General features: G+C 30.7%; 22 protein-coding genes and 1 tRNA gene. 3 read left to right on the forward strand and 20 right to left on the reverse strand.

The features are described from left to right. The 8 genes from J2Z76_RS16160 to gltX all read right to left on the reverse strand — a co-directional run. Positions 1-701 (reverse strand): GTP-binding protein (locus J2Z76_RS16160; RefSeq protein ID WP_209513098.1); only part of this gene is annotated, 701 nt, incomplete at its 3' end. Positions 702-728: 27 nt separating this feature from the next. Further along, positions 729-804 (reverse strand) — tRNA-Thr (locus J2Z76_RS16165). 171 nt (positions 805-975) lie between these two features. Continuing rightward, positions 976-1629, reverse strand: coding sequence for a sigma-70 family RNA polymerase sigma factor (locus tag J2Z76_RS16170; protein ID WP_209513099.1), 654 nt, complete (start codon positions 1627-1629; stop codon positions 976-978). A gap of 64 nt (positions 1630-1693) precedes the next feature. Beyond that, positions 1694-2215 (reverse strand): NYN domain-containing protein, encoded by a 522-nt coding sequence (locus J2Z76_RS16175; protein WP_209513100.1) that lies wholly within the window; start codon positions 2213-2215, stop codon positions 1694-1696. Between the two features lies 1 nt (position 2216). Beyond that, positions 2217-2948, reverse strand: a complete 732-nt coding sequence (gene rlmB, locus J2Z76_RS16180; protein WP_209513101.1) for a 23S rRNA (guanosine(2251)-2'-O)-methyltransferase RlmB — start codon at positions 2946-2948, stop codon at positions 2217-2219. Then, positions 2935-3381: a Mini-ribonuclease 3 gene (locus tag J2Z76_RS16185; protein WP_209513102.1), complete on the reverse strand. Its 447-nt coding sequence runs from the start codon at positions 3379-3381 to the stop codon at positions 2935-2937. Before J2Z76_RS16185 ends, rlmB begins: the two co-directional genes overlap by 14 nt. Position 3382: 1 nt before the next feature. Next, on the reverse strand, positions 3383-4801 hold the full coding sequence (gene cysS, locus J2Z76_RS16190) for a cysteine--tRNA ligase (protein ID WP_209513103.1): 1419 nt from the start codon (positions 4799-4801) through the stop codon (positions 3383-3385). A gap of 55 nt (positions 4802-4856) precedes the next feature. Continuing rightward, positions 4857-6332, reverse strand: coding sequence for a glutamate--tRNA ligase (gene gltX, locus J2Z76_RS16195; RefSeq protein WP_209513104.1), 1476 nt, complete (start codon positions 6330-6332; stop codon positions 4857-4859). 257 nt (positions 6333-6589) lie between these two features. Between gltX and J2Z76_RS16200 the strand changes: the two genes are divergently transcribed. Beyond that, positions 6590-8011: an N-acetylmuramoyl-L-alanine amidase gene (locus J2Z76_RS16200; protein WP_209513105.1), complete on the forward strand. Its 1422-nt coding sequence runs from the start codon at positions 6590-6592 to the stop codon at positions 8009-8011. Positions 8012-8085: 74 nt separating this feature from the next. Here the strand turns inward: J2Z76_RS16200 and J2Z76_RS16205 are convergent, their stop codons facing one another. The 4 genes from J2Z76_RS16205 to thrC are packed head-to-tail and all read right to left on the reverse strand — an operon-like array spanning position 8086 to position 12120. Further along, positions 8086-9288 (reverse strand): patatin-like phospholipase family protein, encoded by a 1203-nt coding sequence (locus tag J2Z76_RS16205; protein ID WP_209513106.1) that lies wholly within the window; start codon positions 9286-9288, stop codon positions 8086-8088. Positions 9289-9298: 10 nt separating this feature from the next. Beyond that, positions 9299-9736, reverse strand: coding sequence for an ACT domain-containing protein (locus tag J2Z76_RS16210; RefSeq protein ID WP_209513107.1), 438 nt, complete (start codon positions 9734-9736; stop codon positions 9299-9301). A gap of 18 nt (positions 9737-9754) precedes the next feature. After that, positions 9755-10633, reverse strand: coding sequence for a homoserine kinase (gene thrB, locus J2Z76_RS16215; RefSeq protein WP_209513108.1), 879 nt, complete (start codon positions 10631-10633; stop codon positions 9755-9757). After that, positions 10630-12120 (reverse strand): threonine synthase, encoded by a 1491-nt coding sequence (gene thrC, locus J2Z76_RS16220; protein WP_209513109.1) that lies wholly within the window; start codon positions 12118-12120, stop codon positions 10630-10632. The genes thrB and thrC overlap by 4 nt, the downstream gene beginning before the upstream one ends. 177 nt (positions 12121-12297) lie before the next feature. Between thrC and J2Z76_RS16225 the strand changes: the two genes are divergently transcribed. Together J2Z76_RS16225 and J2Z76_RS16230 are read left to right on the forward strand one after the other, a co-directional pair. Further along, a complete protein-coding gene (locus J2Z76_RS16225) occupies positions 12298-13473 on the forward strand; it encodes a homoserine dehydrogenase (RefSeq protein ID WP_209513110.1) in 1176 nt (391 codons plus the stop codon). A gap of 41 nt (positions 13474-13514) precedes the next feature. Further along, on the forward strand, positions 13515-14672 hold the full coding sequence (locus J2Z76_RS16230) for a 1-deoxy-D-xylulose-5-phosphate reductoisomerase (protein ID WP_209513111.1): 1158 nt from the start codon (positions 13515-13517) through the stop codon (positions 14670-14672). 101 nt (positions 14673-14773) lie between these two features. Here the strand turns inward: J2Z76_RS16230 and J2Z76_RS16235 are convergent, their stop codons facing one another. From J2Z76_RS16235 to J2Z76_RS16270, 8 genes are all read right to left on the reverse strand, one after another. Continuing rightward, positions 14774-15040: a YlmC/YmxH family sporulation protein gene (locus J2Z76_RS16235; protein ID WP_209513112.1), complete on the reverse strand. Its 267-nt coding sequence runs from the start codon at positions 15038-15040 to the stop codon at positions 14774-14776. 106 nt (positions 15041-15146) lie between these two features. Next, the gene (gene sigG / locus J2Z76_RS16240; RefSeq protein WP_209513113.1) at positions 15147-15920 is read right to left on the reverse strand and encodes an RNA polymerase sporulation sigma factor SigG; all 774 of its coding nucleotides are present in this window, start codon (positions 15918-15920) and stop codon (positions 15147-15149) included. Between the two features lie 61 nt (positions 15921-15981). Then, positions 15982-16701: an RNA polymerase sporulation sigma factor SigE gene (sigE, locus tag J2Z76_RS16245; RefSeq protein ID WP_209513114.1), complete on the reverse strand. Its 720-nt coding sequence runs from the start codon at positions 16699-16701 to the stop codon at positions 15982-15984. Beyond that, the gene (locus J2Z76_RS16250) at positions 16682-17575 is read right to left on the reverse strand and encodes a sigma-E processing peptidase SpoIIGA (RefSeq protein ID WP_209513115.1); all 894 of its coding nucleotides are present in this window, start codon (positions 17573-17575) and stop codon (positions 16682-16684) included. Before J2Z76_RS16250 ends, sigE begins: the two co-directional genes overlap by 20 nt. A 135-nt stretch (positions 17576-17710) precedes the next feature. Beyond that, positions 17711-20287 (reverse strand): FAD-dependent oxidoreductase, encoded by a 2577-nt coding sequence (locus tag J2Z76_RS16255; RefSeq protein ID WP_209513116.1) that lies wholly within the window; start codon positions 20285-20287, stop codon positions 17711-17713. Between the two features lie 149 nt (positions 20288-20436). Continuing rightward, complete coding sequence (locus tag J2Z76_RS16260; RefSeq protein ID WP_209513117.1) at positions 20437-21840, reverse strand: flotillin family protein; 1404 nt, start codon at positions 21838-21840, stop codon at positions 20437-20439. 29 nt (positions 21841-21869) lie between these two features. Beyond that, positions 21870-22535, reverse strand: a complete 666-nt coding sequence (locus J2Z76_RS16265) for a hypothetical protein (RefSeq protein ID WP_209513118.1) — start codon at positions 22533-22535, stop codon at positions 21870-21872. Between the two features lie 239 nt (positions 22536-22774). Continuing rightward, on the reverse strand, positions 22775-25578 hold a 2804-nt coding region (locus J2Z76_RS16270), incomplete at its 5' end, for an S-layer homology domain-containing protein (protein WP_209513119.1).

Here is a 25578-nt window from a genome sequence, read left to right on the forward strand (position 1 = left end):
ACTCTTCCTGTTGCAACTGTTCCTCTACCTGTAATTGAGAATACGTCCTCTACTGGCATTAAGAATGGCTTATCAACATCTCTTTCTGGAGTTGGAATTGTATCGTCTACTGCTTGCATTAATTCTAATATTTTATCTCCCCAAGGTCCATCTGGATCTTCTAGAGCTTTTAATGCTGATCCTACTACTATTGGAATATTATCTCCATCAAACTCATATTCTGATAATAGTTCTCTTACTTCCATCTCTACTAATTCGATTAACTCTGGATCATCTACCATGTCTTCTTTGTTTAAGAATACTACTAACTGAGGAACTCCTACCTGTCTTGATAACAAGATATGCTCTCTTGTTTGTGGCATTGGACCATCTGCTGCTGATACAACTATGATTCCTCCGTCCATTTGTGCTGCTCCTGTAATCATGTTCTTTACATAGTCAGCATGGCCTGGGCAGTCAACGTGTGCATAGTGTCTTGTTGGTGTTTCATACTCAACGTGTGCTGTTGAAATTGTTATTCCTCTTTCTCTTTCTTCTGGTGCTTTATCTATGTTGTCGAATGATACTGCTTCACCAGTTCCATATCTTTTGTTTAACACCATTGTTATTGCTGCTGTTAATGTTGTTTTACCATGGTCAACGTGTCCTATGGTTCCAATATTAACATGTGGTTTGGTTCTTTCATATTTTTGTTTTGCCATTTAATATTTCCTCCTGTTTTTTATCATTGGAGCCTACGACCGGACTCGAACCGGTGACCTCTTACTTACCATGCAAGTGCTCTACCGCCTGAGCTACATAGGCATTTTTATGTATAATTTAAATCATTATCATTTTTTAATGAGCATTAAAATAAACCACACACAATTTAATGCCCAAAACATTTCAAATAACATTATATCAATTAGCTAAAAATAAATCAATATTTTTTTTATAAAAACAACTTCAATGTATATAGAATAACGATTCCATAAATCATAGTATTTTATCTATATTTTTATTAATTTTTGACTTAATTCTTTGTAATGCGTTATCAATTGATTTTACATCTTTATCTAATGCAATTGATATTTCTTCATACGATTTACCATTCTCATACTCTAATAGTACATCACGTTCAAACTTACTTAAAATTTTGGATCGAATTTCACGCAAACTATTTATTTGTTCTTTCTCGATAATAACGTTTTCTGGATTTGGACAGTTTATATCTTCCAACTTTTCTATAAGGTTGTCCTCTGAATTATCGCTGCAAGATTCATAAATAGAAATACTACTGTTTAATAAATTTTTCTCATAACCTCTTGTTTTTCGAATAGCTGAAATTATTTGCCTTCGAATGCACAATTCTGCAAAACTTCTAAAATTATTTGTAGTATCAAAGTTAAAGCTTTTAACTGCATTTATGAACCCAATCATAGCTTCTTGAAACAAGTCATCCTTATCCCCACCTAAAATAAAAAATGCGCTTACTACTTTCTTTATTACAAAAGAATATCTAGCATATAAATATTTTTCTGCCTTAAAATCTCCCATTTTAATGAAATTAATAAGTTCTTTATCAGTAAAATCTTTGTATTCTCTACTGCATAATGCATAATTTCTAAATAAATCAAAAGAATTATTCACCCGTCAAGTCCCCCATCCACATTTTACTAAAAAAATTATATTCAATTTTTTTTAATCCGTCAAGTTATTCTACCATTCTTCTCATTTTTTCTAGCTTTATCCTTGTTTCAGAATCAATGATTTGGTCAATATTTGTGCCTTTTTGTCGAGGTATATCTGTTCTTGTCTGAATATCTTTTTTTGTGTTTTGAAGTTCTAAAAGCATTTCTTGCGCAGAAATACGGGTACCTCCCCTAGCTAAAACAATTTGTTGTATTGAATTATCCGATGTTGCAACCTGCACACGCTCATATCTTCCTATTTTATCAAGTTGTTTTTCAATATAGCTATCAGCAGTTTCGTTTTCTTTTGTATATACCACCTCAACTCCAGCAATATTTTCTCTTTTTTCTAAACTTCCTTTTACTAAGTGGGCATCAAATACAACAATAACTTTAATGCCCTTGTAAGCCTGGTATTCAACCAAAAGCTCAATCAACTTACTTCTTGTATTCTCTATGTTTCTTGACATATCATTAAAATAAGACCACTGATTAACAATGTTATACCCGTCTATGAACAAGTATTCTTTTTTTGTTCTAGACATTTTATATTCCTCTTTGTTTCATAATTTCATAAATTATTATCGATGCAGCGCATGATGCATTTAATGAGTTTATATTTCCTTTCATAGGTATCTTTACAAGAGTATCACAATTCTTTTTAATCAATCTTCCTATGCCTGAACCCTCACTTCCAATAACTACTCCAATTGGAACATCTAAATTTTCTTCACTTATATATTTTTCTCCATCCATATCTGCACCATAAATCCATAAACCTTTTTCTTTTAATATTTCTAATGTTTGACTTATATTTGTAACTCTTACAACAGGCAAATATTCTACCGCACCAGCAGAAGTTTTAGCAACAACTCCATTTACTCCAGCTGCTCTTCTCTTAGGAATAATAACACCATGAGAACCCAAACATTCAGCTGTTCTTATTATTGCTCCTAGATTATGAACATCAGTTATTTCATCAAGTATTATTACAAATGGCTTTTCATTTTTCTTTTTAGCATTTTCAAATATATCTTCGATTTCCTTGTATTCATACTCCATTGCCTCTGCTATAATTCCTTGATGTCTTCCATTTTCACTGATTTTACTCAATGCTGCTTTATCAACATATTTAACAAGTATTTTATTTTCTTTTGCCATTGTAAGTATTTTAGATATTGAGCCCTCTGCAATCTCTTTACTAATAAGTATCCTATCTATTTGAACATCACTTTTCATTGCTTCTATAACAGGATTTCTACCCTCAATTATTCTCATCTTTTTCATCCTTTTTTTCTATAATATTTACTATTTTATTAAACAACATCATTAGTCTTTCGAATTCATTATTGAGGTACAAATATCCAAACAATGTTTCAAAACCTGTGGCATACCTATAATCCATTAAATTTGCATTTTTAGGTGATGATGTAACTTTAGCATTTCTGCCCCTTTTAATTATCTTTATTTCTTCCTCTGTTAAAATTGGATTAAGCTTTTTTACTAGCTCTGCTTGAGCCTTTGCCTTTACAAACTTTATTGCTTGTTTATGCATTTGATTAACACTGTATTCATGATTGTTAATTATATGGCTTCTAACAAGCAATTCATAAATCGCATCACCTGCATATGCTAGTTGTGCAGGTGAATGCATTACTTTTTTTTTATCAATATTATCATTAATCTTTTTTAATAATTCATTTTCAAACATTTTATCCTCTTTTTTTCCAATTAACACCTTGTCTTGTATCCTCTAATACAATCCCTTTTTCTAAAAGTTCTGCTCTAATTGCATCAGCAAGTTGAAAATCTTTGTTTTTCTTTGCTTCTTGTCTTTTTTGTATCATTTCTTCAATAAATTTAACTTCATCTTCATGAACATCATTACCATTTTCCTCATCAAAATTTAAAAGATCCAAAGAAAGTACTTGTTCAAAGTTACTAACTATAAATAACTTTTCAGTATTATTTAAATCTTCTGATTTTAATGCATTATACAATACTGTTATGGCATTAGCAGTGTTTAAGTCATCTGCTAAACAATTTTTAAATTCATTAATATATTTATTTACAGAATCACTAACCTTGCAATTAGCATCTTCATTTTCTTTTAAGGTTTTAATTTTATTTTTTAACTTATAATAAGCATTTTCTGTTGATTTAAGAGAATCAAACGAAAACGCAAGCTGTTTTCTATAATGAGAATTCAATATATAATATCTGTATGATAAAGGGTTAAATCCTTTTTTCTCAAGCAATGATAATGTCAAAAATTCTCCGCTTGATTTACTCATTTTCCCACCATTATCAATTAAAAATTCTCCATGCCACCAATATTTTACCCACTCTTTTCCTGTATAGCTTTCTGTTTGTGCAATTTCATTAGTGTGATGAACTGGTATGTGGTCAACTCCACCACAGTGAATATCCATTTGTTCTCCAAGATTTTTCAATGATATAACCGAACATTCAATATGCCACCCTGGGTAGCCTACTCCCCATGGTGAATCCCATTTCATTGCTTGGTTGTCAAATTTAGATTTTGTAAACCAAAGCACAAAGTCCTGAGGACACTTTTTATGTAAATCCTCTGATACATTTTCTCTATATGCAGTTTTACATTGTTCTAAATCCATTCCAGAAAGTTTGGTATAATCATCTCTTTTGGTAATATCAAAATATACATTGCCATTAGCTATATATGTATACCCCTTATTTTCAAGAGTTTTTATAAATTCTATATAGTCATCAATATAATCTGTAGCCTTTCCAATAACATCTGCTTTTTTTATATTTAATTTTTCTAAATCACTAAAAAATGCATCTGTATAATGTTGTGCTATTTCCCATACGGTTTTATTTTCCCTCTTAGCGCCCTTAAGCATTTTATCTTCACCATCATCTGCATCAGATTCTAGATGGCCAACATCAGTTATATTCATTACTCTTTTAACGGGATATCCAAGATATATTAAGGTTTTTTCAAGAATATCTTCGTGTATATACGTTCTTAAATTTCCTATATGAGCATAGTTGTACACAGTAGGACCACAAGTATACATTTTAACTAAATTTTCATCTAATGGTTTGAAATCTTCAATTGACCTTGATAAGGTATTATAAAGTTTCATTTTATTCCACCTTTCTTATGATTACATTATGCATTAATATTACAATAATATAATTCTACAATAAATTTATTACATATTTAAGTCGATTTAATATTTTATCTTTTCCTAATGCAACTAAAATTTTATCCATTTCAGGCCCATGTTGCTGTCCTGTCACTGCACACCTTACAGGCATAAATAAATTTTTACCCTTTGCACCAGTTTTAGATTTTAGAACATTGAATATACCCTTAGCAAATTCTAAAGTTACCTCATCTATACTATTAAGTTCCTCTACAAATGCTTCTAGTAAATTCTTTACATGGTCAGCCTTAACTATTTCTTCAACTTCGCTAGTTTCAAATTCAACTGTATCGCCAAAGAATATACTCATATGTTTAACTATTTCATTTACATAATTAAGTCTTTCCTTAAGTGCGTCAGTCACTTGTACTAACCACTCAAATTTTTCTTCAGTTTCTTCTTTAGTCATTAAACCGGAATCTATTATAGCGGGGATTGCTAGTTTTGCAATTCTTTCAGGGTTTGACTCCTTAATATAATGATTATTAACCCAATTTAATTTATCTATATCAAATATACCACCTGTTTTAGAAACTCTATCAAAATCAAATTCACGAACTAATTCATCCAATGAAAAAATTTCTTGATTATCTTTTGGGCTCCATCCAACAAGTGCTAAATAATTAACAAGTGCTTCTGGCAAATAACCTTTGTTTTTAAAATCAGAAGTTGCAACATCACCTTGTCTTTTGCTCAACTTTTTCTTATCTTTATTTAAAACTGTAGGTAAATGAATGTACATTGGCATATTCCAACCTAGATAATCGTATATAAGTTTTTGTTTTGGTGTTGAAGTAAGCCACTCTTCACCTCTTACAGCATGAGTTATTCCCATTAGATGATCATCAACTACTACAGCAAAATGATATGTGGGAAACCCATCTGATTTAATCAATACTTGGTCATCAACTTCTGATGAATTAATTGTAATTGTCCCTTTTACAAGGTCAGTAAATGTTATATCCTCATTTTTAGGAACTTTTAACCTAATTACATATTCTTCACCAGCGGCAATTTTACTTTCCACTTCTTCTTTAGTCAAGTTCATACAATGTTTATCATACATTGGAGTTTTATTTTCTTGCCTTTGTTTATCACGAACTAAATCAAGCCTCTCTTTTGTGCAGAAACAATAATACGCATGACCACTATCTAATAGTTGTTTTATATAATTTTTATATATTTCAAGCCTTTCAGATTGTATATAAGGCCCGTATTCTCCTTTTTGTACGATCTTATCATTTTCAACAAAAACACCTTCATCATGCTTTACTCCAGCCCATAACAATGATTCTATTAAATTTTCCATGGCTCCTTCAACAAATCTGCTTTGATCTGTATCTTCTATTCTAAGAATATAATTACCGCCATTTTTATTTGCATATAAATAACAATATAAAGCAGTTCTCAAACCACCTATATGTAAGTACCCCGTTGGACTAGGTGCAAATCTCAATCTTACTGACATTTGTAACCTCCTATAATTTTACTTTTAATAATTCATTATATATTACAAAACATATACTATCAAGTTATTTTTTATATGTTACTATTTTTACATATATCTTAATATTATACTCATTTTCCACTAATTTCAACCAAATGTAATGATTTTGTAATGGATTTTTTGTCTAAATATGTTATAATAATAGAAACCATAAAATATTTGACATGTTTCATAGTTAGTCAAATTATTTTAGGGAATAATACAAAGGGAGTTGAGACATGAAAAAAAACATTATAATTTTATTGATTATTATTTTGTCCATATCATCAACAGTAGTATATGGGGAAACTATGATTGGGTATACTAATATATCTGACATTGGAATTTATGACAATCCAAATTATGCTTCTTCAAAAACCTGTGTTTTAAAATTAAACAGCAAGGTTGAAATTTTAAAAGAAGAAAACGAATGGTTTCAAATTAAAACAGAAGATAAAAATTTAGGTTGGATAGAAAAATACTTTGTAACTGTTCCAGCAACAAAACATGTTATAAACAATACAGACTACAATGTTAACATAAGAAAAGGACCTTCAACTTCTACTGACCAAGTTGGACAACTCCTGCCAGGTGAACATGCTAAATATATAAGTACATATCACAGTTGGCATATAATAGAATACAATAATTCAGAATATTATATTGCTAGTTGGTTAACAGATATTATTTCTGATGGTTCTGATAAAATTTATCTTCTTTATGATAATATAAATATTAGAGATAATAGTTCAATTAATAGTAATGTTATTGCTCAAGGAAACAAATATCAAACATACACAGTATATGGCGAGAAAAATGGGTGGCTAAAAATAAAGCTTCCTGATGATAATTTCGGATACATAGCTGGTTGGCTTACATCATATGATTTAAATTATTACTCAGAAGGACATCTTGATTACAAATATGCAACAGATGGCCTAAATATAAGGTCAGGCCCTTCAACTGATTACACAAAAATAGAATCATTAGATGCCACTTCACATGTTAAAGTAATCAACTCTGAAAATGGTTGGGACAAAATTATTACAAATGATGGACAGGTGGGATGGTGTAAAAACGATTATTTACAATCAACGCTACCATTATCAGGTAAGAAAATACTTTTAGATCCAGGGCACGGAGGAAAAGATCCAGGGTCCATTAGCTATTCTGGAAAATATGAAAAATATGTTAACTTAAATGTATCTATAAAATTAAAAGAAAAACTTGAATCACTCGGTGCAACAGTATACATGACTAGAACTGGAGATACATACATACATAATATTGAAAGAGGAAAAATGGCAGATAAGTTAGGTGTAGATATTTTATTATCAATACATCATAACTCTCTAGGTTCATCAAAACCTGATTACTTTGGATTGTCAACATACTACAACACTATAAACTACTCTGATACAAGATATGGTTATGATTTAGCTGAAGCTCTTTACTTAAATGCAATTACACTCAATGGTGTATATCGTGATGGAATATATGATAGAAATTATCAAGTCCTCAGAGAAACAAATACTCCTGCGGCATTAATTGAAATAGGTTTTATGTCTAATCCACAAGAAGAATTAAACGTAAATACCGATAGCTTTCAAACCCTAATGGTAGAAAAACTTGCTAACGGAATAATGGATTACTTTAAATAAAAAAAAGATTTAGGGGACGGTTCTTTTTGTTTGACAAAACCCCATCAAACAAAAAGAACCGTCCCCTAAATCTTTTAAAGAAACATTTCTGTGAACACTTCGTTTATTAAGCTATCTTTAACGGCTAGTGACAATAACTTGTTATGCTTTATGAAATCAGGTAAACTTTTATTGTATGCTAAAGGCTTTGACATAACTTTCTCTATTACGATTTTAATAAACTCTTCTGTTTTATATATTTTAAATTTTTCTATATCATTATATCTTTCAGCTATCTGCTCTACAATTCTTATAACAATATCCTGATAATCATTATTTCCTTTCATATCAAGTATGTTCTCAAGGCGCGGCATTATTTTTTCAAACAACATCCTATCTGTAGGCGTACCTTCATATCCCAATATCTTGCCTAATTTCTCAATTTTATCACTTCTATCTAAAACAAAATCCACCATAAACTGAAGAAAATCACCCACATACGGTTCACAATAATACTTATATCCTCTTAGTTTTTTAAAAGCCTTCATCGTATCATAGTAACCTAAGAGCATATCTCTTTCTGATTGTTCTTTGTTAAAATCTAGTAATCCTCCAAGTTGTTCAACAGGTTGTATATAAGTTATATTTAGCTTTTTATTTTTAGGCTTTTTAACTATTCCTATACCAAAAGTTCTAACAGCAATAAAATCTGTATAACCCTTCTTCACTAATACACCTATTGGTAGGTTATCATGAAAACCTCCATCTAAATACTTTTTACCATCAAAAGTTTCTTGTTTAAATGTAGGCAAGTTGGCACTAGCCAATAAGTAATCAACCAATTTTCCTTCTGGAATATCTTCTATTAAAAGCTCCATAGGCTTTAAATCAGTTAAGTTTACAGTCACAACTCCAAAATCAAGCTTTGACTTTCTTATTACATCTTCATCTATGTATTCTTCTAAAAGTGCTCTTATTTTTGATGTATCTAATCCTCTATTGCTTAAAATCTCCTTTGAAACATTCAAAAGATAAGGTAAATTAATCTCTTGCAAATTAAAAGTCTTTAAATTATTTATTACCTTTTCATCAATATTAAATAAATCCGAGGATTTTGTATTAATCCAAATATCCTCTAATTTTTCTAAATCACCTTGAACTAAAATAGCTCCATTTAAAGCACCTATGGAAGTTCCTGCAATACCACCGATTTCTACCCCTAGTTCCTTTAAAGCTTTATATGCACCGACATGATAGGCGCCCTTGGCTCCTCCACCTTCTAAAACTAATCCGTACATATTCCTCCCCCTATTCGATAGATATTAATTTAACTGTACTTACCCCTTTAATCTTTTTCATATCTAAAATTACATCATCTATTGATTGTTCAATATCAGATATATCTAAAGACACACTTACCGAAGCTTTTCCGTTAATTGGAATACTCTGATTAATAGTTAATATATTAGCTTTAACTGATGATATTTGATTTAAAACATTAGACAATACCCCTTTTTCATGTCTGAGCATCATTGTTATTACAGCTTTTCTCCCAATTGAGTTTTCTGATGGTGAAAAAACATAATCCTTATATTTATAATAAGTACTTCTGCTTATTCCAACTTTTTTTACAGCCTCACTTATTCCCTTTACATTACCATCATTAATTAAATTTCTTGCCTCTATAACTTTCTCATAAACATCTGGCAATATTTTTTTACTTACTATTAGGTATTTTTTTAACATATCTAAATCCGCCTTTTATTATTTTTCTACTAAAACACCATTTTTGTCTACATTAAGAAATTTTATTTCCCACTTATGTTTCAATTCTATTATACTATTATTTATAGCTTTTGTAAAATCAGAATTTTCAATAATATTCATTAATGTTGGTCCAGAACCGCTTATAAACATTACAACACTATTATTTTCCATACAAATCTTTTCAACTTCATCATATTCATGAATTAAATTTCTTCTATATGCTTGATGAAGTTTATCCTTTAGTGACATCTTAATCATATTAAAATCACCTGCTTCAAGTGATTTTAGAAGTGCAGCTATCCTTGAAACATTATATATTGCATCATCTAAAGATACCATTTGAGGTAGAAGTTTTCTAGCTTCACTTGTTGATGTCTCAAAATCAGGTATTAACGCACAGAACAATATTTTCTCGCTAATTTCATAATGAACATAATAAGGAACATCATCGTCAACCAACGAAGCTGTTAACCCTCCGTAAACAGCAGGTGCTATATTATCAGGATGACCTTCAATTTCCACAGCTATTTTAAATAGCTCATCTTTTGATAAGTTTCCATTGAAAAGTGCATTTGCACCAAATACACCTCCTACTATACATGCCGAACTGCTTCCAAGTCCTCTGGAAACTGGGATTTGAGTCTCCATATTGATTTTTAATCCATTAAAGCTACGACCTATTTTATCTGCAACTGTTTTAAATGATTTATAAACCAAATTGTTTTCATTACAATATTCTTCTATACAACCTTCAATGATTATTCCATTTTCTATTTCTTCAAACTCATAAGTATTATATAAATTAAGTGCAAGACCAAGAGAATCAAATCCTGGTCCAATATTGGCAGTAGATGCCGGTACAGTTACCTTAATCATTTTAAATCTCCTACTGTTTTAACGTATTCAACCATTTCATTTATTTCACATAATTTTTGATGGAGTATCTTCTTATATTCTAGCCCTTGTAAATTTTCAGGTATTTTTACTCCAGTTTTTTCTGATAGTTCATGCATAATTTTAAATTCATCTACATCTGACGGTCCGAACAACGATTCATAAACACTCCTAGTAAACTTAAATGGACTAGCCGTTGATAAAACTACACTAACTGTATTATCTCCAGTTTCATTTTTATAATCTTGAAGAACTTTAAAAGCAACTGCAGTGTGAGTATCCAATAGATATCCATGCTTTTCATATGTTTCTTTAATTATATTTTGAGTTTCTTCTTTATAAACACAACCTGCATAAAACTGTGAGTTTAAAGTTTGTTTCATTTTTTCATCAATTTCATATTTTCCTTCTCTATTCAGTTTATCCATAAATTCTTTTACAACTTCATTGTTTTTTTCGCTAATATAATACAATAACCTTTCAAGGTTACTAGATACAAGAATATCCATTGAAGGAGAAATTGTTTTATAAAAAGTTCTATTTCTATCATATATCCCAGTTTTTATAAAGTCATATAAAACATTATTCTCATTAGATGCACATATTAGTTTTTTAATAGGTAATCCTAAAAGTTTTGCATAATATCCTGCTAATATATTTCCAAAATTGCCTGTTGGAACAGAAAAATTAATTTTATCATACAATTTTATTTCGCCTTTTTCAACAAGTTTAATATACGAATAAAAATAATATACTATTTGTGGAACTAATCTTCCTATATTTATTGAATTAGCAGAAGAAAACATCTTATTTTCTTTAGATAACTCATTTATTAACTCATTATTAGTAAATATTTTCTTTACTCCTGTTTGTGCATCATCAAAATTTCCTTTTATTGCACAAACGTGTGTATTTGAGCCCTCTTGTGTAACCATTTGTAACCTTTGTACCTGACTTACACCCCCGTCAGGATAGAATACGATTATTTTAGTTCCTTTTACATCCTTAAATCCCTCAAGCGCAGCTTTTCCTGTATCTCCAGAAGTTGCAGTAAGAATTATTACTTCTCCTTTCATATCATTCATATCATATGAAGTTGTAACCAAATGTGGCAATATTGAAAGTGCAACATCCTTAAAAGCTGAAGTAGGCCCATGAAACAATTCTGTTATGAAACATTGTCCCACTTTTACAACAGGAGTTATTTCTTTTGTACTGAACTTATTTGTATAAGCTTTTTCAACACATTCCTTAATATTTTCCTTAGAAAAATCATCTAGCATAAGTTCAATTACAATTCTAGCTATTTCTTTATACCCTTTACCTTGAAGTTTTTCTATATCTACTTTCTTATCATCTAAATTTCTCATAATATACAAACCACCATCATCAGCTATTCCTTTAAGAATAGCTTCCGAGGCAGTAGATTTAATATTAGCACTTCTTGTGCTTTCATAATTTTTTATCATCATAGCCTCCTATTGTCTCTAACCATTTGCTATTATATAATATAATGTTCTTAAATATATTACAAGTGTTTTTTTCTAAAAAACAAAATTATTGCATTATAAAAAAATATATAGTATAATTTCACTTACGTTATGAAATTATGATACAAATATATATATAATTCAAGGAGAATAATTATGAAAATTGGTATATTAGGATTTGGAACTGTAGGTTCTGGTGTTTACGAAATAATATCAAATAGCGGCAATTGTTTAATGAAAAATCTAGAAATAAGCAAAATATTAATTAGGGATAAAAACAAAATTACTTTAGATAATATGACAATTGAACCTAATGAATTGCTCTGTGATGACAATATTGATGTAATAGTAGAGGTAATGGGTGGTATACATCCAGCTTACGAATATATTATGAAAGCACTAAAATCAGGAAAACACGTCGTTTCAGCAAATAAAGCCGTAGTTTCGAAATATTTAGAAGAATTTACACAAACAGCAAAAGAACACAATGTTGGATTTTTATATGAAGCTAGCGTAGGTGGAGGTATTCCATGGCTAAAATCAATAAAACAAGTAAAGAGAATAGATGAAATTTCTCAAGTTTATGGTATTTTTAACGGAACTTCTAATTTTATACTTTACAATATGTTTGAAAAGGGATATGATTTTAATGAGATATTAAAATTAGCTCAAGATAAAGGTTATGCTGAATCAGACCCTTCCGCGGATATAGATGGTATAGATATTCAAAGAAAGCTTACAATTATATCTTCGCTAGCATTTGATACAGTTATAAAAGAAGAAAGCATACCTACATTTGGAATAAGACATGTTACCAAAAGCGATATAAACTATTTTAAAAAACAAAATATCACACTAAAATTAGTTGCAACATCTGTAAAAAATAACAATGATTACTGTTCATGTGTTGAACCTGTGTTATTTACAAACAATACAATCGAAGCTAATGTTTCAGAAAATTTTAATATTGGATCGCTAACTGGGAGTTCCATAGGCGAATTGAAATTTTATGGTCAAGGCGCAGGTAAACTACCTACTGGCAATGCCATTGTGCAGGATATAATAGACATATACACTGAGGGGTATCAAAATTATCCTTACTATTTTGATAAAAAATTAAGCTTAAATCAAAATCTAATAAAAGGCAAATACTTTATAAGATTTTCAAACGAACAATCTAAGGAAGTATTGAAAGATGTAGCTAACGATTATTTTAAACTAGATTCTTCACATGCAATAATTACAAATGAATTAACCATAAAAGAGTCACAATCTTTATTTGAAAAATTAAGCAAATCCGAAACAAATTTATTTTACGCAAGATATAATTAATACATAGAGGACAGTCCCCTATGCATCCAAGGAGAAATCTTATGAAATATATAAGTATTTTAGGTTCAACAGGCTCAATTGGAACACAAACCCTTGATGTTGTGAGAGAGCATCATAATGAACTTAAAGTTTGTGCAATAACAGGAAATAATAATATTGATTTATTAGAAAAACAAATTATAGAATTCAATCCTGAACTATGTTGTGTTATGAATGAAAAAAATGCATTAAAATTAAAAAAGAAAATAGATTCATCTTTAAATTCCAATATAAAAACAGAAATAGTTTATGGAATGAACGGGCTCATATCGGCTGCTGAATACTACAAAAGTGAAATTATTGTAACTGCAGTTTCAGGAATGATTGGACTAAAACCAACTGTAGCTGCAATAAAAAAAGGCAAAACAATTGCACTTGCAAACAAGGAAACACTAGTTACTGGTGGTGAATATATAATGAATCTTGCAAAAAAATACAATTCATTAATTTTACCCGTTGATAGTGAACATAGTGCAATTTTTCAATGTTTAATGGCAAATGATAACAAAGAAATTAATAAAATAGTATTAACTGCATCAGGAGGACCTTTCAGAGGAAGAAATTTAGAATTTTTAAAAAATGTTACATTAGAAGATGCTCTAAAACATCCAAATTGGTCAATGGGAAAGAAAATTACTATAGATTCCTCAACACTAATGAATAAGGGATTAGAAGTAATTGAAGCTAAATTTTTATTTGATGTACAACCAGAACAAATCGAAGTTGTAGTTCATCCCCAAAGCATTATCCATTCCGGAATAGAATTTTGCGACCACTCAACAATAGCTCAGCTAGGTCTGCCTGATATGAAAGTTCCAATACAATTTGCACTTTTTTATCCGAATAGAGTAAAAAATAGCTATAAGAGTCTTTCACTCTTTGATATTGGAAAACTTACATTTGAAAAAGCTGACACAAATACTTTCAAATGCCTTCGCTTAGCTTTTGAATCATTAAAAATCAAAGGTACTATGCCTGCTGTTCTAAACGCTGCAAATGAAACAGCTGTAGATTTATTTTTGAATAAAAAAATAAGTTTTCTTGATATAGGAAATATAAACGAAAGCATTATGCTAAAACATTCAGCAGTAAAAATAGATTCAGTAGAAACAATCCTAGAAGTGGAAGAATGGACAAAAAGAACAATATTAGAACATTGAGATTAGAGGAGATTCGGAGACGGAGATTCAGGGACGGTTCTTTTTGTTTGGCTCTTTCAAACAAAAAGAACCGTCCCTGAATCTCGATCTCCCTGGAATGATTATTCAAGCATTTCCTTTATTGCTCTGTTGTCATCGTCTGCATTTACAATTATAACATCAACGCCAATTCTAATTATATCTTCCCACCTAATTTTTCTTGTTTTTGACTTTCCTAAAATTCCCATGAATCGACTGCCTTCTTCTATATAAAATGCTGTTATTTTCCCTTTGCTGGCATCTATTTCTACATCGTCAAACCTACCAATGACCTCTCCATTTTTTATATTAATAATATCTTTTTCTAATAAATCTAAATAATTTGTCATTTAAAGTTCCTCCATTTTATATTAAAAATGTCACAATTAAGATATGTTTATACTATAAAATATGTACAAATTACTTAATTATGACACTCAAATATTTTATTCTATTTTATTTAAATCCTTTTTTAATTTGCGTCAATGCTGACTTTTCAAGCCTAGAGACCTGTGCTTGAGATATGCCAATTTCTTCAGCTACTTCCATCTGCGTTTTACCTTTATAAAAACGCATGTCAACGATTTGTTTTTCCCTGTCTGACAAATTATTTATGCTTTCTTCTAACGTCATTTTTTCAATCCATTTTTCATCTATATTCTTCTCATCACGCACTTGGTCAACTACATACAAAGCATCTCCACCATCATTGTATATTGGTTCAAACAACGAAACTGGTTCCTGTATAGACTCTAATGCAAATATAATCTCTTCTTTATCTACTCCAATTTCTTTTGCAATCTCAGTAATACTAGGTTCTTGAGAATTTAGAGCCGTAAGTCTTTCTCTAACCTGTAAAGCCTTGTAAGCAGTATCTTTCATTGATCTAGAAACCCTAATTGAATTGTTATCTCTCATATATCTTCGAATTTCACCAATTATCATAGGCACTGCATATGTAGAAAACTTTACATCTAAGGACAAATCAAAATTATCAATAGCCTTTATTAACCCGACGCAACCAATTTGAAACAAATCGTCTACAGGCTCATTTTTTGAATTAAATCTTTGTATTACGCTTAAAACAAGCCTTAAATTGCCATTAATAAACTGATCTCTTAGATCATCATCACCTTCTTGAATCCTTTTAATCATTCCCCTCATTTCTGAAGTTTTTATTGTTGGTAATTGAGATGTATTAACGCCACATATTACTACTTTGTTTATCATCGTCGTTTTTCCCCTTTATAAATATTATCCCCCTTTAAAATTATTTCCCAGCATAATATTTTTATACTGCCTTGCTAATATCTTTTTTGAGCCTGTTCAGTATCTTTTTCTCAAGCCTAGATATGTAAGATTGTGAAATTCCAAGCATATCAGCAACTTCTTTCTGCGTAAAACTTCTAGTGTTATTTAATCCAAATCTTAACTTCATAATCATATATTCCCTTTTATTAAGTTTTTTGATTGATTCATTAAGCAAGTTTAAATCTACCTCATTCTCCATATCTCTAAAGACAATGTCCTCATCTGTTCCTAAAATATCTGATAGTAATAACTCATTACCATCCCAATCTATATTCAAAGGTTCATCTAATGATATTTCAGTTTTAGCCTTGCCCACTCTTCTTAGATACATTAATATTTCATTTTCAATACATTTAGATGCATACGTAGCAAGCTTTATATTCTTTTCAACTTTAAATGTATTAACTGCTTTAATTAGTCCAATGGTACCTATTGAAATTAGGTCCTCTACATTTATGCCAGTTGACTCAAATTTCTTGGCAAGATAGACAACAAGCCTTAAATTATGTTCAATTAGAACCGTTTTAGCTTCATCAGATTTACCAAATTTACTCAACATTTCCTTTTCTTCTTCTGGTGTCAGAGGAGGTGGAAGAGTATCACTTCCTCCTATGAAAAAAATATTTTTTGATAATACAAACCTATCTAAAATATATTTGCGTATTTTAATATATAACTCTTTAATAGCAACCGCATTCATTATCTAATTCACACTCCCAATCTAGTAATTTTTTAAAAAGCAATGCGTCATAATCTTCTTTTTGATTAATCTTTTGTGGATAAATACCAATGACAGCATCTGCCTTAGTGATATTTTTATCATTACCAGAGATTGTAATGTTATCAGGTATTAAACATATCATTAACTCATCTTTGTTACTAATTGTGTTATACCTTATTACTCTCAACTTCAACTTGTAGTTTTTTTCTAGAAAAAGATTTTCATAGTTTTTGCCTTCGTTTTTGTAAAATTCCAATATTTCCTTATTTACATCTTCACCTAAAACATCGCCTAAAATCCCTATATTCACTACAATTACTGGCTTACCTGACATAGGATCAATTAACTCATTTCCTGTGTCTATAAATGCTCTAAAGGATTTTATTTTTTCATTAACCTCTATAGTAACAGTACGAATATAATTATTTTTCTCTTTTCTTAATTTTATTTCATAAAATAGTAATTTTAATAATACAAAAACCATAAATATAGATATAACAATTATATTTACAGTTACCCTGTTGTTAGTAATAGAGTATAAAGTAAATACAGCACCTACCATTATTAAAGTTACAATATAAAAACACAATATAACTTTTATATTTTTTATTATACCTTTAGTATCGTAAGCTACCATAATCATTAAAATAGAAACGCTAATTTTTACAATAAAATATGCCATGAAAGGTCTTCGTATATATGCTATTAATATTACATATATTGCCCCTATTATAGCTGCTAAAATTAACCTTTTATAGATAATTTTTATTTTAATTAAATTACCTGTTATATATAGCAAAATAAAATCAATTAAAAAGTTTTCAGCGAAGATATATTCAATGTAATATTCCATCGCTACCTCACTGTATCTAAAATTTATAAGTAACAATATTCATTATAAGGTACAAATAGAAATTATTTTGTCATAACATGTCTTGAAAATAAAAAAAAATGCAGAACAAAGTTCCGCATTTTTTGAAATATATAATTAATATTTAAGTCGTCCTATCATTTCTTCCATATTTCTTCTTTTTTCAAACCCTTCTATTAATGTAACAGCTTTTGAAGTGTCCCCTATTAAAATACCACCAGACAACAAACCATCTTTAAAATACATTTTTTTATAATTCATATCTGATTTCTCTTTTATTTCATATACTTGATAAACAAAATTAGGATCCGATCCAATATCACCTATAGAAAAGATACTAGAATTAAATGCATTTAAAGTTGTTAATGGTATAATTTGTTCATATATATTGTTTTCACCTGAAGCATTTATTCCAGCAACCTTGCCTTGTTCAATAGCCTCACTCCACAGTGCATAATTCACACCATTGTATTCACAGCAATCACCACATGCATAAACACCATCTAAACCCGTTTCCATTTTATCATTAACTACTATGGCTCTTTTTACTTGGATATCTGTTCCTTCTGCAATTTGAACATTTGCTTTTACTCCAGTAGATACTATTACTATATCAGCCTTAACAATTTCTCCATCACCAAGCAAAACTCCAGTAACTATATGATCTCCAACTATTTCTTTGGTAGATGTATTTTTCTTAAATTCAATTCCTATGTTTTTAACTTGCTCTTCTAAAATCAAAGATGCCTGACTGTCTAACTGCCTTGGCAAAATTCTATTAGCCATTTCTAAAACTGTAACTTCAAGTCCATAGTTTCTAAGTTCTGATGCTATTTCAAGACCTAAAACTCCTCCACCAATTATTACTGCATGTTTTTTATCCTTGGCATATTGCTTAATTTCAATGGTATCATTGATGTTTCTCAATGTAAATACACCTTTTTTATCATTACCAGGAATAGGTGGCATAAAACATTCAGCACCAGTTGCAATTATTAGTTTAGTGTACTCCATTTCTGAATTATCATTTAGTATAACCTTCTTATTTTTAGAATCAATTTTTACTGCTTCTTTATCTAAAACTAAATCAACATTGTTTTCTTTTAACCAATTATCTTTTTTAATTGCTATTGAATCAGGTGAAATGTCACGGCTCAACATTTTAGATAATTGCGGTCTATAGTAGCCTTTAACTTGTTCTTTTGAAATAATTGTTAATTTGCTTTTTATATCTCGCTTTCTTATTTGCTCTGCAGCACTCATACCAGCACCACTAGCTCCTATTATTACGAATTTTTCCTCATTATCAGTTGATTTTTTTCCCACTTCTCCATCATCTAATTTTACAAAATATTCAGCACTAACTCCACATACAGGGCAAACATTTGGTGGTTCAACTCCTTCAATTATTTCACCACAAATAGTACATTTCCACTTAAATACTTGATTAGATTCTTGTTTTTTAGTATTAAGTGTAACTTTTTCTGGAACTTTACATGATTGTATTGAATTTCCAAATTGAACACCAAAATCATACGCTAAATACAATTGTTCCTCTGATGGTTTAAATCTTACTTTAAGACCTTCTCCAAAAATTTTAACTCTTATTTGTTTTAGCCTAGCAATTATATTAGGTACTGCCTCTCCACTCCAACCATATGAACCAAATGCAGATGCTATTTTACCCTTATGAATAGGTGCATTCATGCTAGTCAAAAGATTCCATATTGGTTTGAGGGCATCGCCAAGCATTGTTGGAGATCCAAATAAAACACCATCTGCCCAATAAATTCTATCTAAAACTTTAGCCTCATCTTCTACAACCATATCATACAATTCAACTTTAGCTCCAGTTTCTTCGATACCTTTTTTAATTTCATCTGCTAGTTCCTTTGTATACCCATATGCAGATACATAAGGTATAACTACTAATTTACTATCATTTGGATTAGGCTTTTCGGAATACTCTTTAGACAGATTAATAATTTTCCAAGGATCTTCATCAAGAATTGGTCCATGTCCCGTACAAATCATATCTATATCAAGATGCTCAATTCTGTTTATAGCTTGCAAGAAAAATTGTTTATATGGATATAGTATATTTTGATAATAATAGTTAAATGCGCTCAAGTAGTCATCTTGGTTTTTAATAGAGCTTTGCAACACGGTATCTAAAGAATAATGTGCACCAAATGAATCACATGTAAATAAAACCTTGTCTTCTACTATATATGTAAAAATAGTATCTGGCCAATGCAAGAATTTTGCATCTATAAATTTAAATGTTTTATTTCCAAGAGATAATTCCTGAGAATCCTTAACTTCTATAGCATCAAATTGTCTGTTACAAATATGCTTCATAAATTCTATTGCTGATTTAGAGCCAACCAATTTGATTTTAGGATTAATATTAAGCATTTTTTCTATTGAACCAGAATGGTCCGGCTCAGTATGGTTTATAATTATATAATCTACATCCATTATATCAACATTAAGTTCTTTTAATTTTTCCATATACTCATCAAAGAACTTTATTTTTACCGTCTCAATTAACGCTGTCTTTTCACTTCCCTTTACTACATAAGAATTATAAGATGTACCAAATTCTGTATACATTATAATATCAAATACTTTTAAATCAGGATCTAAGCTTCCTACCCAGTAAATATCATCTTTTAATTTTAGTGTTTTCATTTATTTCCTCCTGTATTTATATATTTAAATAATATCTGTCATAAAAGTATAATTACCCAAATAAACAAGAATCAATCAGTAAATTGTTATTTTTGTATCAAATAAACCCCTAGAATAATTAGATTATCCTAGGGGGCTTTACTCATATTTTATTGTTCTAAATCGTTTTGTACATTAGTGATTTCTTCATTATTAGAATTTTCTGTTTTTTCTTTACCTAAGTAATCAGGCAATTCCATACCTGCCATGTTGAACATTTCTTGCATAGGTGGTATAGATTTCATCATTCCTGATAAGAAGTTTGCAGTAGATGTTTTACCATCTTTGTTGCCACCATCCCAAACAGTAACCTTGTCAATTTTAATGTTTTTGATTGCTTCAACCTGAATTTTAACTAGATTTTCCATCTTATCTGCCAACATCAGTCTAACTGCAGAATCTGAATTTCCACCAGCAGCTGAAACTATTTCAGTAAAACCAGAAGCCTGTTTCATCAATATTTCCTGAGTACCTCTAGCTTCTGCCTCCATCTTAGCAAATATTGCATCAGCTTCACCACGAGCTTTTCTTCTAGTTTGTTCTGCTTGTGCTTCTGCTTCAATTTCAAGTTTTTGTTTGTAAATTTGAGCCTCTACGATAATATCAGCTTCCTTAGTAGCACGTTCTTTTGCAGCTCTTGTTTTTTCTGCTGATTCTTCTGCTCCATATGCCTCTTCCAAAGATTTAGCTAACTGAACTTTCTCAGCTGCTGTTGCAAGTCTCAATGCTTCAGCTTCTTGCTCTCTTCTAAGTGCATCTGATTTAGCAACTGTAATCTTTGCAGTATTTTCACCTTCTACAGCAGTAGCGTTAGCACTAGCAACTTTTACTCTTTCATCCCTTTGAGCATTAGCTTCACCTATAGAACCATCTCTATTTTTCTCTGCAACACTTTGTCTTGCATCGTTGATTGCTTTAGCAGCTGCTTCTTTACCAAGAGCATCTATGTATCCTGATTCATCATTGATATCAGTTACGTTAACATTTATTAATCTGAGTCCTATTTTCTTTAATTCCGTCTCAACATTAGAAGATACAGCCTCTAAAAATTTATCTCTATCTGTATTAATTTCTTCTATATCCATTGTTGCTACTACCAAACGTAGCTGACCAAAAATAATATCTTTTGCTAATTCTTGAATTTCACCTAAGCCTAAACCTAAAAGTCTTTCAGCAGCATTTTGCATAATTCCATCTTCTGTAGATACACCTACAGTAAATCTTGATGGAACATCAATACGAATATTTTGTCTACTTAAAGCATTTTTCAAATTAACTTCAATTGATAAAGGTGTTAAGTCTAAATACTGGTATGACTGAATTACTGGCCAAATAAAAGATGCTCCACCATGTATACATTTTGCACTTTTATTTCCCCCTGATAATCCTTTTCCAACCATTCCATAAACTACCAGAATTTTGTCTGATGGACACTTCTTATAACGTGATAACAATGCTATAAGAGTACCAAAGACTAGTAAAACAATTACAATTGTTAAAATAAGTTGTGGCATTTAATAATTCCTCCCTTTAATTATGTTTTTTAATCTTGTCTCTCAACAAGTAATGTATTAATATCTATAATAGCAACAACACGAACCATAGTTCCTGTTGAAAGTGGTTTATAGCTATTTGTCATAGCATTAACTTCTGTTAATCTCTCTTGAATAATTATTTGTATTTTTCCAGAACCTGATTGTTTTGCAGGAATTGTTAAATATACTTGACCCGTATGACCAATTGCATTTCTAATATTAATATTACCATTACGCTGCATTTTGGATATTAAATAAAACATCATTGCAATTACAAACATTCCAATCAAACCACAAATAGTAGCTATAAAAAATACTACAAATGTATTGAGCCCACTTTCTGCTAATACAACACCTACCCAACCAAATAATGAGAAAAATGCAACAATTCCCCTAATAGAAAAAAACCTTAAACTAGATGCACTTTCTATAGTATCGATAGTGCTTGACTCAGCAATAGTATCACTAGAAAAATCAACATTGGAATCTATATTTGCATCTATTTGACTACCAAAATCTACATTTTCACCACCATCAAAATCTACATCGCTATCTCCATTACCAATACCTAAAATACTTAAAATAGTCTGCAAAACTAAAATTACAGTAGCTGGAACTGCACAATAATAAAACACTTGCTCCAATGTAGTTAATCCGTCCCACCATTCAGTCATAGCTATACCCCCTATCATTATACGTATCACATATTTGTATTTTTGTTAATAACTAACTTCGTGGCATACTATAAAGTTTATGCTCTATCTTCCAAATTATGTATAATATCATTATACATCATTGTTGTCGAAAAGGAAAGAAAATTGTTTAATCAAATTGTTTTATATTTAACCATCTTAGTTTTAAAATGAAAAAGCAACCATTGATTACCAATGATTGCTTTTTCATTTTTATTAATTTATGGCCATATTTTATTAGCTTTCAATCCAGTCCACAATTCATCTCCATCTTCTTCATAGATATAATCATGGCTATTTGTTGCTTCTTCAACTGCTTCATAGTACCAAGCTGTTGGTAAATTATCTGGCCAGAACATTGCATCTGGGTGAATATTTTCTTCTGGAACTGCTCTTTCAAGTACATTGTTAATTAATGTCATTGATTCCGCTCTCGTTATATCCTGATTAGGTCTAAAGGTATTATCTTCATAGCCCTTAATCCAGCCTTTAACTTCAGAAGAAGTAATATATTTTTCTGCCCAATGCCCTGTAATGTCTGTAAAGTTGCTATTGTTATTTAACTCTAGTTTATCAAACTTAGCTGCTATAGTAGCAAATTCTGCTCTTGATATTGGATCTGATGGTTTAAATGTACCATCTAAATATCCTTCCAATATTCCTGCATTATATAATGTTGATATAGCCCTGTTTGACCATCTATCAGATGTCATATCTTTAAATGGGTTTGTATCGCTAAGCAAATCGTTCCTGCTCTCATCAGTCAACAATCTGTAGAAAATCATCGCAACTTCTTCCCTCGTTATATTGTTGAGAGGTCTTACATCCCCCTCAGGATAACCTATGACGTACGCAAAGTGGTCTAATTTTTCTAGCTCAGCCAATGGGATTATTGGATCATCGATTATTACAGGTGGATTTGGTCTTTTTGATCTGTTTCTATCATAGTACAAATCTAATGTAGTAGTTGTTTCAGATATTATAGCCGTTCCAGTAATTGCAGAACCTGTAATCGCCGAACCTGTAGTTGTATCAACTACAACAACCTTTTCAACTGTATTAGTACTTGTTGTATAAGTAGAATATGTGTATCCTGAATCATAGTGTAGCTGTACGTAATTTGTTACATCTTCAGTAATTGAACCTTCACCATCTTCTGTGTATCTCTGATTGTAACTATTAGTGTTGTATCCAGTTTCATAGTTCCAGTTGATTGTGTAGAAATCAGATTCTTCTATAACTTCATAATCTGAATAGTAGAAATTAATTATATTATCCTCTACACCCAATGTTATAGTTTTTTCAATTCTACCAACTTTATTTTTACCCTCGATGTCTATTGCATATTCAGTTATTTCATCTCCAAAAGTTTGACCTGTGACAAATTTTTGTTCAGCTAAAACTTTATTTGTTCCTGATTCTAAATATTTTACAACATACTCTAAATCCGTTCTAACCTTGTAATAGAATTTCATTACATTATCAGACTCGCCTAAAGTTATTGATTTACTTGTTGGGTCTTGTTTTACATATCCTACAAAGTCAATTGCACTTTCTGTAACTGTATCGCCAAATACATTACCACCAACTACCTTAGAATCCAAATTAGTATTTGTATCCTCGTCTACATAGTAAACGGTGTAGCTTATTCCTGTATTCGGTGTCCATTGTGCATATAAAGTTACATCTTCTGCTGGCATTTGGAATATTTCTTCTTCATCATAAGAATCTCCTGTGCCATTAGCCTTTGTATTCCATCCTGTGAATGTATTACCCGCTTTTTCAAATGGATTCCCAATTGCTTCAACAGGCGAACCATATTTGTATACTTCATCAGGAGTAGTTCCTGTTCCACCATTTGCATCGTAGTATACAGTGAATGATTTGAGAGTATTTGTTATAACAATATAGTATGGACCGTCTACTGCACGTACGACAGATTCATAACCTTCTAATTCATCTTCAGTCACCCTATAATCAATATAGTCTCCGTTACTATCGAATTTTGGCAAATTAGAGAATGTTACTTCATCATATGTTTCATTAGGAAACTTCAATTCCATATGATTAATTTGATTTTCGCCAACCCACAATCTTATTGTTATAGATGGTTTCGTGTTAATTTCATCTGATTTCATAAGCATTGCAACTTGTGGTCTTTCATCATCGGCCCAGTCTTTTCTTACATGTATATCTGTAGCTTCGGTGTTTGTAACTATATAGCTTCCATCTTCGTTTTTAGTAACTTTTGATATATAGCCGTCTACATTAACTTCATCTACAGTGTACTGGATTTCATTACCTTGACCATCATATTTTGGTGCTACGAAAGTTCCAGTCCATTCAGGTTCAGTTAATGTTAAAGTGTCAGCTATTCTTTCACCATGCAATAAATTTATAACTACACCTTCGTTTTGGTAATAATCACCTATCCATACCTTAGTTACAGGTATTTCTATGGTAATTGCTGTAAAGTTTGCTATATAAGTTGCTGATACATTCAAACCACTAACTAGTGCAGGTACAAAGAGTTCATCTGTTCCAACAATATTTCCCTCTTCGTCTGTCCAGTTTACAAATGTGTATCCTGTTGATGCTGATGCTGTTGATCCAACTGCTACTCCTGTTGCTGGTGCCAGTATCTCACTTGCTGAGCTTACTGTTCCGCCTGTAGAGTCTTTATAGTTTATTGTTACTTTTGCATCTTCTTTCCAGATTGCATATAGAGTATCTCCGCCTACTGGCATTGTGAATAATGCTTTATCTGCATATTCTACTGTTCCTGTCGCTGTTGTACTCCAACCTTCAAATGTGTGTCCTGCTTTTGTAAATGCATTCTCATTTAAATCAAATACTGTTCCTGTTGGTTTTACGCTATTTCCCATTGTGCCTGCTCCACCATTAGCATCATATACTAATGTTTGGTCTGCTGCACTCCAGATTGCATATAGAGTATCTCCACCTACTGGCATTGTGAATGATGCTTTATCTGCATATTCTACTGTTCCTGTCGCTGTTGTACTCC

The sequence above is a fragment of the Sedimentibacter acidaminivorans genome, assembly GCF_017873955.1.
GTDB classification, from domain to species: domain Bacteria; phylum Bacillota; class Clostridia; order Tissierellales; family Sedimentibacteraceae; genus Sedimentibacter; species Sedimentibacter acidaminivorans.